This is a genomic window from Streptomyces sp. NPDC053755, from assembly GCF_040677675.1.
In the GTDB taxonomy this organism is placed as follows: Bacteria; Actinomycetota; Actinomycetes; order Streptomycetales; family Streptomycetaceae; genus Streptomyces.
In genome coordinates this window covers 1-9,806 of the sequence record NZ_JBFASK010000070.1, presented here as the reverse complement: position 1 = coordinate 9,806, position 9,806 = coordinate 1, and the positions used below count along the sequence as shown (strand labels likewise).

General features: G+C 72.1%; 10 protein-coding genes. 3 read left to right on the top strand and 7 right to left on the bottom strand.

From position 1 onward, the window contains the following. Positions 1 to 44: 44 nt before the first annotated feature. The gene (nagB, locus tag AB0K65_RS32075) at positions 45 to 830 is read right to left on the bottom strand and encodes a glucosamine-6-phosphate deaminase (RefSeq protein WP_365722775.1); all 786 of its coding nucleotides are present in this window, start codon (positions 828 to 830) and stop codon (positions 45 to 47) included. A gap of 650 nt (positions 831 to 1,480) precedes the next feature. Between nagB and AB0K65_RS32070 the strand changes: the two genes are divergently transcribed. Further along, positions 1,481 to 2,947: a histidine kinase N-terminal domain-containing protein gene (locus tag AB0K65_RS32070; RefSeq protein WP_365722777.1), complete on the top strand. Its 1,467-nt coding sequence runs from the start codon at positions 1,481 to 1,483 to the stop codon at positions 2,945 to 2,947. Positions 2,948 to 3,143: 196 nt separating this feature from the next. Here the strand turns inward: AB0K65_RS32070 and AB0K65_RS32065 are convergent, their stop codons facing one another. Next, positions 3,144 to 3,401, bottom strand: a complete 258-nt coding sequence (locus tag AB0K65_RS32065) for a WhiB family transcriptional regulator (RefSeq protein ID WP_003953983.1) — start codon at positions 3,399 to 3,401, stop codon at positions 3,144 to 3,146. A gap of 317 nt (positions 3,402 to 3,718) precedes the next feature. Then, entirely contained in the window at positions 3,719 to 4,687 is a 969-nt protein-coding gene (locus AB0K65_RS32060; protein ID WP_365722773.1) for a diacylglycerol kinase family protein, read from the bottom strand. A 74-nt stretch (positions 4,688 to 4,761) separates the two neighbouring features. Here AB0K65_RS32060 and AB0K65_RS32055 point away from each other — a divergent pair, with 74 nt between their 5' ends. Then, a complete protein-coding gene (locus AB0K65_RS32055) occupies positions 4,762 to 5,199 on the top strand; it encodes a hypothetical protein (protein ID WP_365722771.1) in 438 nt (145 codons plus the stop codon). Positions 5,200 to 5,262: 63 nt separating this feature from the next. On the opposite strand, the gene AB0K65_RS32050 is transcribed toward AB0K65_RS32055, so the two are convergent. The 3 genes from AB0K65_RS32050 to AB0K65_RS32040 form a co-directional block, all read right to left on the bottom strand. After that, the gene (locus AB0K65_RS32050) at positions 5,263 to 6,204 is read right to left on the bottom strand and encodes an RNA polymerase sigma factor SigF (protein ID WP_365722769.1); all 942 of its coding nucleotides are present in this window, start codon (positions 6,202 to 6,204) and stop codon (positions 5,263 to 5,265) included. Beyond that, positions 6,201 to 6,614: an anti-sigma regulatory factor gene (locus tag AB0K65_RS32045; protein WP_015036094.1), complete on the bottom strand. Its 414-nt coding sequence runs from the start codon at positions 6,612 to 6,614 to the stop codon at positions 6,201 to 6,203. Before AB0K65_RS32045 ends, AB0K65_RS32050 begins: the two co-directional genes overlap by 4 nt. 260 nt (positions 6,615 to 6,874) lie before the next feature. Beyond that, entirely contained in the window at positions 6,875 to 7,135 is a 261-nt protein-coding gene (locus AB0K65_RS32040) for a UBP-type zinc finger domain-containing protein (RefSeq protein ID WP_365722767.1), read from the bottom strand. A 40-nt stretch (positions 7,136 to 7,175) separates the two neighbouring features. Between AB0K65_RS32040 and AB0K65_RS32035 the strand changes: the two genes are divergently transcribed. Further along, positions 7,176 to 8,774 carry a Na+/H+ antiporter gene (locus AB0K65_RS32035; RefSeq protein WP_365722765.1) on the top strand — a complete coding sequence of 533 codons (1,599 nt, stop codon included), beginning with the start codon at positions 7,176 to 7,178 and terminating at the stop codon, positions 8,772 to 8,774. Here AB0K65_RS32035 and AB0K65_RS32030 read toward each other — a convergent pair. After that, positions 8,753 to 9,679, bottom strand: coding sequence for a pyridoxal-phosphate dependent enzyme (locus AB0K65_RS32030; protein WP_365722763.1), 927 nt, complete (start codon positions 9,677 to 9,679; stop codon positions 8,753 to 8,755). The two genes, AB0K65_RS32035 and AB0K65_RS32030, sit on opposite strands and share 22 nt — an antisense overlap. Between the last annotated feature and the right edge of the window lie 127 nt (positions 9,680 to 9,806).

Below are 9,806 nucleotides of genomic sequence, written 5' to 3'. Positions count from 1 at the left end.
CGGCACCTGAAACAGGTGCCGGGCCCCTCTCCGTACCGCGGGTGTCAGATGCCCTGCCAGGCGGGCTTGTTCGCGAAGGTGTGGCGGAAGTAGTGCGCGAGCTTCAGCTTGGACGCGGCGGCCTCGTCCACCACCACCGTGGCGTGCGGGTGCAGCTGGAGCGCGGAGGCCGGTACGAGCGCGGCGACGGGGCCCTCGACGGTCTGCGCCACGGCCTCGGCCTTGCCCTCGCCGGTGGCGAGCAGCACCAGGTGGCGGGCCTCCAGGATGGTGCCGATGCCCTGCGTGATGACGTGGTGCGGCACCTGCTCGATGTCGTCCTCGAAGAAGCGCGCGTTGTCCACCCGGGTCTGCTCGGTGAGCGTCTTGATCCGGGTGCGGGAGGCGAGCGAGGAGCAGGGCTCGTTGAAGCCGATGTGCCCGTCGGTGCCGATGCCGAGGATCTGGAGGTCCACGCCGCCCGCGTCGGCGAGCGCCTTGTCGTAGGCCTCGCAGGCGGCCTGCACGTCGTCGGCGGAGCCGTCGGGGCCCATGAAGGCGTCCTCGGAGAGGCCGAGCGGCTCCACGACCTGGCGCAGGACCGTGGAGCGGTACGACTCCGGGTGGCCCGCGGGCAGCCCGACGTACTCGTCGAGCTGGGCGATCCGCGCCCGGGAGGCGTCGACGGAGCCCTCCGTGACCCGCGCGATGAGGGCCTCGTAGATGGGCAGCGGAGTCGAGCCGGTGGCCACGCCGAGCAGCGCGTCGGGCTTGCGGCGCAGGAGGCCGGCGATGCCGTCCGCGATCAGCTCGCCGCCTGCCTTGGCGTCCGGGACGATGACAACTTCCACGCTGGTGCCTGCCGATCTGGAGAGGGGCCTGTGTGGTATAGACCAATCTTACCCACATGTGGCAGCGGAGGGGGCGTCGGCTCGGGTCCTGTCCGTCTGGTGGACCGGCCCTTCCCATGGTCGGCCGGGTCCCCTCCCCGGGCCAGTCGGCCGGGCGCGCCCCGGGCCGGGTAGGGGGCGGGGGTGGAGGAGGGGAAGAGGCGTTGGAGAAGGGGCGGTGCGGGGCGCCGGCGGCGCGGGGAGTGCGGCGGGCGGCGCGCGCGGCCGTCGGCGGCGCGAGGGCTCGGAAGGGCCCCGGGGGGAGGTGGCGGACGCGTCCCGGAAAGACCCGCGGGCCGCGGCGCCTGACGGGACCCTCAACCCGTCCGGCACCGCAGCCCGGAGTTGCCCGGCCGGGGGTGTGCGGTCCCTCGGCCGTATGGGAGGTTCCGACGCAGTCAGGGCAGAGAGCGTCGGCTACCTCGATCCACCCTCCTGTGCGGGGAGGGCGGAGGTCTTCCAGGATGCCGCCTGACCATTGTGGACTAGACCATTCTGTCTGTCCATCCATGTGCACGGCGTCCTTCCTGGCCCATCCTCCATCACGAACGCCCTGAGATCCAGGTACATCGCCCCCGAATTCCGCGGGTACGCTCGCACCTGTGCCCTCCATGAACGACCTCGTCCGCCAGCACACCGCTCTGAGTGAGTCCGACCTCGAGTGGCTCCACCTGCTGGTATCGGAGTGGCAACTGCTCTCCGACCTCTCCTTCGCCGACCTGGTGCTCTGGGTTCCGACCCTCGACGGCACCCGGTACGTCTCGGTCGCCCAGATGCGTCCCAACACCGGGCCGACCTCCTACCAGGACGACATGGTCGGTCACCTCGTCCCGCGCGGCCGCCGTCCGCTGCTCGACGCCGCCCTCGACGAGGGCCGGATCGTGCGGGAGGGCGACCCCGAGTGGCGCGAGGAGGTCCCGGTCCGGGTCGAGTCCATCCCCGTCCGCAGGGAGGGCCGTGTCCTCGGCGTGATCGCCCGGAACACCAACCTGCTGACGGTCCGGACCCCGAGCCGGCTGGAGCTCACCTACCTCCAGTCCGCCTCCGACCTGGCGCAGATGATCGCGGCGGGCTCCTTCCCCTTCCCCGGCGAGGCGGTCGACATGGACGCCTCGCCCCGCGCCGGTGACGGCCTCATCCGCCTCGACGCCGACGGCATCGTCCAGTACGCCTCGCCCAACGCCCTCTCCGCGTACCACCGGCTGGGTCTCGCCGCCGACCTCGTCGGCCAGCACCTCGGCCAGATCACGGCCGAACTCGCCCCGTCCCGCGGCCCCGTCGACGAGGCCCTCGTGAAGCTGGCCTCCGGCTACGCCCCCCGCGAGGCCGAGGTCGAGGGCAACGGCGGCGTGATCCAGCTGCGTGCCATCCCGCTCAAGCCCAAGGGCCCCCGCATCGGGTCCCTCGTCCTCCTGCGCGACGTCACCGAACTGCGACGCCGCGAGCGTGAGTTGATCACGAAGGACGCCACCATCCGGGAGATCCACCACCGGGTGAAGAACAACCTCCAGACGGTCGCCGCGCTGTTGCGCCTCCAGGCCCGCCGGATGGACTCCCCGCAGGGGCGTGAGGCCCTCAACGAAGCCGTCCGCAGGGTCGGTTCGATCGCCATCGTCCACGAGACGCTGTCCCAGAACCTGGACGAGCGGGTCGAGTTCGACGAGATCGCCGACCGCGTCATCGCGATGGTCGCCGAGATCTCCCCCGGCAAGGTCACCTGCCGGCGCAACGGCCGCTTCGGCATCCTGGACGCCGAGGTCGCCACACCGCTCTCCATGGTCCTCACCGAAGTGCTCCAGAACGCCCTGGAGCACGCCTTCGCGCCGGGGGAGCAGGGCACGGTCGAGGTCACGGCCGTCCGTGGCGAACCGCGCGCCGACGCCCGCCTGCTGATCACGGTCAAGGACGACGGGCGCGGTCTGCCCGAGGGCTTCGACCCGCAGCGCGCCGGGAACCTCGGCCTGCAGATCGTGCGGACTCTGGTGGAGGGGGAGTTGGGCGGCAGCTTCGACATGCAGCCCGGCGCCGAGCGAGGCACCCGGGTCGTCCTCGACATCCCGGTCCACCCGCAGAAGTGATCACCGTAGGGCCGCCGGTCTCCTGACCGGCCGTCACCTCGGGAGCCGGATGCCCGGGCCCACAGAGCAGCGAGCCCCGGACCGAGGAGATCGGTCCGGGGCTCGAATGCTGTGGGTTACTGCTGCGCGCTGCGGCTCGGGGGCGGTGATTGCGTACGCGATGTACGCGCCGCTTGCCTCAGGCTGACAGGGGGCTTCAGGCGCTGGCGTTGCGCGCCCGGTTGCGAGCGGCGCGGCGCTTCATCGCGCGGCGCTCGTCCTCGCTGAGGCCACCCCAGACGCCGGAGTCCTGGCCGGACTCGAGCGCCCACTGCAGGCACTGCTCCATGACGGGGCAGCGGCGGCAGACGGCCTTGGCTTCCTCGATCTGCAGCAGCGCAGGACCGGTGTTGCCGATGGGGAAGAACAGCTCGGGGTCTTCCTCACGACAAACGGCGTTGTGACGCCAGTCCATGGCTGCTACCTCTCTTGGTATGACGTGCAAGTTGCTTGTGAATGTGAACGCTTTCACGAATCCCCCCGCAAGTGAAGGGCCGACTGCCAGATGAACTGGTGTGGTCCTGGATTCGAGGAGGGGTTCTGACTCTCAGTGGAGGCCGGTGTTGCGGGCCGTCCCGATCGCCATGAAGAGATTCGCAAACCTCGGCTGCGGATACAACCCCTTCCGGAAAGTTTTTTTTGATTCCTCGGTGTCGGCTAGGTCACAGCCGTACTTCTAAGGGGTGGATGCCAGCCTAAACGTTCGAGTGAAAGGACTTTCGGCCCTTCCACTCACACAATCACACGCAGTGCACGGCGTACGCCTGTGAACGTCACGCTCGTACGCAGCCCCAGGTGGTCTCCGTCCATCTGGAGCGGGAGCGGAACCTTCGAATGCAAGGTGAAGTCGGTCAGGTCGTGCAGAGACAGGGCGTGCTTGCCGTGCGGGCCGCGCTCGGGGGTCGAAGTGAGCAGCTGGGTGGCGTAGCGGGCCACCGCGGGGGCCGAAAGACGGCTCAGGCCGAGGACGTCCAGGGCCGTCTCGAACGATGCCTCCGGGGACGCGTACACCGGGCGATTGCCCAGGTAGGTCCAGGGGGAGGTGTTGCAGATTATCGACAGGACCAAGTCCTCGACCGGCTCCTCGCCGGGGCGGTCCAGCGTGATCGTCCCGTGCCGGCGGTGCGGATCGTCCAGGAACTGGCGCACCACCTGACGGAGGTAGAGCGCGTGCGTCGATCTCTTCCCGCGCTCCCGCTGCTGTTCGACCCGGCCGACGACTCCGGCGTCGAAGCCGAAGCCCGCGCAGAAAGTGAACCAGCGGGCCGGAACCGCCTCGTCCTCGGTCCCCGGCGTGCCGGAGGCCAGCCCCAGGCTCACTGTGCGTGTACGGCGCTCACGCAGCGCGTCGAGCAGGGCGCCGGTCGCCTCCACGGCGTCGTTCGGCAGCCCGAGCGCCCGGGCGAAGACGTTGGTCGAGCCGCCGGGGACCACGGCGAGGCCCGGGAGGCGCTCCGGGTCGGGGCCGCCGTGCAGCAGCCCGTTGACGACCTCGTTGACGGTGCCGTCGCCGCCGAGGGCCACGACCAGATCGACGTCCTCGGCCTCCGCGGCCCGTCGCCCCAGGTCACGGGCGTGCCCGCGGTACTCGGTGGTGACGGCCTCCAGCTTCATCTCGCTGGCGAGTGCGTGGATGAGCACATCACGGGTGCGGGCACTGGTAGTGGTTGCTGCCGGATTGACCACGAGAAGTGCGCGCATGGCCGCCAGCGTACCTACCCGGCGGTACCGGGCCCAGAGGGGCAGGTCGGCCGGCCCCGGCTACCCTGCCAGGTATGAGCAGTACGGAGCAGACCGCCGAACGGCCCGGGGAACGGCCGTCCCGCCCCGCCCGCCTGACCGCGGCGGCCGCGGTGGCGGCGATCGAGGCACTGGCGCTGGTGGCCGGAGGGCTCTACGTCCTCGTGACCGGAATCACCGGCGACCCGGACAGCCTGACCCAGGCCGTCACCGGAGGTGCGACGCTGGTCGCGCTCGGTCTCATCCCGGGCTTGGCGGCGCGCGGCCTGCTGCTGCGCCGGGGATGGAGCCGGGGGCCGGCGATCATCACCCAGATCATGGCGCTGCCGGTCGCCTGGCAGCTCCTCCAGGCCGACAGTGCGATGATCCCGGCGGGCATCGCGCTGGCGGTCCTCGCGGTGACGGGCCTGGTGCTCCTGGTCAGCCCGGCGACGACCGAGGCCCTGGAGATCGGCCGCCGCGGCGAGGCGTGAGCGAGGCATGAGAAGGCGAGCGGCGGCGCCCCTCGAAGGGGCGCCGCCGCTCGCCGTGCGCTCCTACTCCTCCACGAGGAGCTTCTCCCGGAGCTGGGCCAGCGTGCGGGCGAGGAGCCGGGACACGTGCATCTGGGAGATGCCGACCTCCTGCGCGATCTGCGACTGGGTCATGTTCCCGAAGAACCGAAGCAGCAGGATCCGCTTCTCGCGCGGCGGCAGGTCCTCCAGGAGCGGCTTGAGGGACTCGCGGTACTCGACGCCCTCCAGGGCCTCGTCCTCCGCACCCAGGGTGTCCGCGACCGCCGGGGACTCGTCGTCCGTGTCCGGGACGTCCAGCGAGAGCGTCGAATAGGCGTTGGCCGACTCCAGGCCCTCCAGGACCTCCTCCTCCGAGATCCCGAGGCGCTCCGCCAGCTCGTGCACCGTCGGCGAGCGGCCGTGCTGCTGGGACAGCTCCGCCGTCGCCGTCGTCAGGGAGAGGCGCAGCTCCTGGAGGCGGCGCGGCACCCTGACCGCCCAGCCCTTGTCGCGGAAGTGCCGCTTGATCTCGCCGACGACCGTCGGGGTCGCGTACGTCGAGAACTCGACGCCCCGCTCCGGGTCGAAGCGGTCCACCGACTTGATCAGACCGATGGTCGCGACCTGGGTCAGGTCGTCCAGGGGCTCACCGCGGTTGCGGAACCGCCGGGCCAGGTGCTCCACCAGCGGCAGGTGCATCCGCACCAGCCGGTTGCGCAGCTCCGCCTTCTCCGCGGACCCCTCCGGCAGCGTGCGCAGCTCGATGAAGAGCGCCCGCGCGCCGCTCCGGTCGTGCGGGTCCGGAAGCCGCGGCGGCTCCGTCTCCGCCGTGACCGCGGACGACTCCGCCGCCTCGGGAACCCTGCTGTGCTGCTCGTGCTCGCTCATGTGGACCGCCTGCTCCGTAGCGACCTCGACCTCGACCTCCGGATGCGGCCGCGCCTGCTGCTCAGGGAAGCCGGCCGTCGCGTCCCCGCTCCTCACGCCGGGCCTGGCCCCGCGCCGCGCTGTTTGTACAGGCTGATGGAGACCGTCCGGTCCTCCGCCACGGACGACTCGACCTTGCCGGCCAGCGCGGACAGGACGGTCCACGCGAAGGTGTCCCGCTCCGGCGCCCGCCCGTCCGTCGTCGGGGCCGAGACCGTCACGTCGAGCGAGTCGTCCACCAGTCGGAAGACACAGCTGAGGACGGACCCCGGCACGGCCTGCTGGAGCAGGATGGCGCACGCCTCGTCGACCGCGATCCGCAAGTCCTCGATCTCGTCGAGGGTGAAGTCCAAGCGCGCCGCGAGGCCGGCCGTGGCCGTACGCAGCACGGACAGGTAGGCACCCGCAGCGGGCAGCCGGACTTCCACGAAGTCCTGGGTCCCGGGCTCGCCTGCGATCTGGGACACCCTCACCTCCAAGGTGGCACAAGCTCATTCGGGGCCCGGGGAGAAAGCCCCCCGAACCGGGCGGTACGCAGTCGGTTGCGCAGTCCGCCGTGACGCTATCGCGATCCGTGCCGCCGTGTCGCCGTGGGCCCCGCAAGGCCCCCCACCACGCCTGTCACTCATGGTAACGCCACGGGGACAGGGTGTGGCCAGGGGTCTGCGCGGCCCAATTGCGGACGGTCGGCGGCCCATTGGCCGCGGAGGGGTGACGTACCCAGCCGTCAGACGATCGAACCGTCCACGAAACACCACCGCCAGCGCTCGTTCGGCTCGAAGGTCCGCATCACCGGGTGGCCGGTCGCCGAGAAGTGCCCCGTGGCGTGCCGCCCCGCGGAGGAGTCGCAGCACCCGACGTGCCCGCAGCTCAGGCAGATCCGCAGCTGCACCGGGTGCGTCCCGTCCGACAGGCACTCCGGGCAGGTGTCGGTCAGCGGCACCGGCTCGGGGCGCGGCATTTCGGCTACGTGGGGACACTCGCTCATGATGGCCAGGTTACGTGCTGGACAGGGACGGGGACGGGACATGGACGCTCTGCAACTGGTGGGACTGGTCGCGGCGAGCGCGGCGGTGGCGGGCGTCGCCCGCAGGACGCCGGTGCCGGCTCCGCTGCTCCTGGTGGCGGCCGGTCTCGCCGCCTCGTACGTCCCGGGCGTACCCGACTACACCCTCGACCCGCACATCGTGCTGCCGCTGATCCTGCCGCCCCTCCTCTACACGGCCGCGGTGGAGTCCTCGTACCTCGACCTGCGGGCCAACATCCGGCCCGTCGCCCTGCTCTCCGTGGGGTACGTCCTCTTCGCGACGGTCGCGGTCGGCTGGCTCGCGTACGTCCTGGTACCCGATCTGCCGCTGACCGCCGCCCTGGTCCTCGGCGCGGTCATCGCGCCCCCGGACGCCGTCGCCGCGACCGCGATCGCCCGCAAGCTGGGGCTGCCGCACCGGATCACCACGATCCTCCAGGGCGAGTCCCTGGTGAACGACGCCACCGCCATCACGGCCTTCAAGGTCGCCCTCGCCGCCGCGGTGGGCGAGGGCGTGGGCTGGGCCGGCGGGATCGGCGAGTTCGGCCTCGCGGCGGTCGGCGGGATCGGGGTCGGGCTGGTGCTCATGGTCCCCATCCACTGGCTGCGCTGCCGCCTGGACGGCCAGGCCCTGCTCCAGAACACCCTCTCCCTGCTCATCCCCTTCGTCGCCTACGCGGCGGCGGAGGAGGTCGGCGCCTCCGGCGTCCTCGCCGTGGTCGTCGTCGGCCTCTTCCTCGGGCACCGCAACTGGCAGGTCGACTTCGCCACCCGCCTCCAGGAGGAGGCGGTGTGGAAGATGGTCGCCTTCATCCTGGAGTCCTCCGTCTTCGCGCTGATCGGCCTGCAGCTGCCGTACGTCGTCCAGGGCCTCGGGCGGTACGGGATCGGAGAGGCGGCCGGGTACGCCGTGGGCGTCTTCGTGGCCGTGGTGGTGGTCCGCTTCGTCTGGGTCTACCCGGCCACCTTCCTGCCGCGCTGGATGTCCGAGCGCATCCGCGAACGCGAGCCGGGAGTGGACTGGAGGGCGCCGTTGATCGTCGGCTGGGCCGGTATGCGGGGCGTGGTCTCGCTCGCCATCGCCTTCTCGATCCCGGTGATGACCGGCGGCGTCGAGTTCCCCGCCCGGAACCTGGTCCTCTTCCTCACCTTCACCACCGTGATCGGGACGCTCGTGGTGCAGGGCCTGACCCTGCCGCCGCTGATCCGGCTGCTGAAGCTGCCCGGGCGCGACACCCACGCCGAGACCCTCGCCGAGGCCCAGGCGCAGAGCGAGGCGTCGCGGGCCGCCGAGGAACGCCTCGACCAGCTCCTCGCCGACGAGGCCAACACCCTGCCCCAGCCGCTCGCCGACCGGCTCCGCACGGTCCTGGAACGCCGCCGCAACGCGGTGTGGGAGCGGCTCGGGGCGGTCAACGACGTCACCGGCGAGACGGCGGACGACACCTACCGGAGGCTGGCGGGCGAGATGATCGACGCCGAACGCGCGGTCTTCGTCCGGCTCCGCGACGAGCGCCGTATCGACGACGAGATGATGCGCACCCTGCTGCGCCGCCTGGACCTGGAGGAGGCGGCCGCCTACCGCGAGGAGACGACCTGAGGCGCCGCCGTCGGCGCGCCGGTGATCACCGCCGCGATCCGGGTCCCCGGGGCGAACGCGCCCTCCTCGGCCAGTGTCACGAGCCCGTGCAGCATTTTGGCTACATACAGTCGCTCGATGGCGAGTTCATGCCGCGCCTCGAAGTCCGCCGCGAACGCCTCCAGAGCGGGGCTCGTCCGGGCGTAGCCACCGCAGTGGAAACGGTCGTCGAGACTCCAGTCGCCCCGTGGGCCCCCGAACGCGGCCCGCTGCAGGGCGGCCACCTCCGCGCCCAGGAAACCGCCCTTGAGGACCGGCACACCGATCGCCCGCTGCCCGGGCGCGAGGCCGCCCGCCAGGCCCGCGAGGGTGCCTCCCGTGCCGCAGGCCACGGCCACGACGTCCGCCGTCCCCGTCAGCTCGCGGCCCAGTTCCGCGCAGCCCTGGGCGGCGAGGGCGTTGCTGCCGCCCTCCGGGATCACGTACGTCCCGGCGGGGGCGCCGGCGAGCAGCGTCGCCCGTACCCCGGGGTCGTTCTTCGCGCGGTACGTGGAGCGGTCCACGAAGACCAGTCGCATGCCGTCCGCCACGCAGCCGGCGAGCGAGGGATTCAGCGGCCGTCCGGCCAGCTCGTCCCCGCGGACGACACCGGTCGTGGCGAAGCCGAGCAGCCGGCCGGCGGCGGCCGTCGCGCGCAGGTGGTGGGAGTACGCGCCGCCGAAGGTGAGGACCGGGCGGCCGTCCGCCGCCCGCAGGTTGAGCGCGAGCTTGCGCCACTTGTTGCCCGGCAGGTCCGGGTGGATCAGGTCGTCCCGCTTGAGCAGCAGCCGCAGGCCGCGGCGGGCGAAACGCTCGTCCTCGACCGGCTCCAGCGGGGACGGGAGCCGCGGCCGCAACCGGGCGAGGGCGAGGTCGAACGCGTTCACCCGGTCATTGTCCACCGCGGCCGTCGTCGGTCGTCCGGCAGCGGGGGGGGGCGGGGGGGGGGGCGGGGCGGGGGGGGCCCGGGGGGGGGGGGGGGCCGGGGGGGGGCCGGCCCGCCGGCCGCGGGCC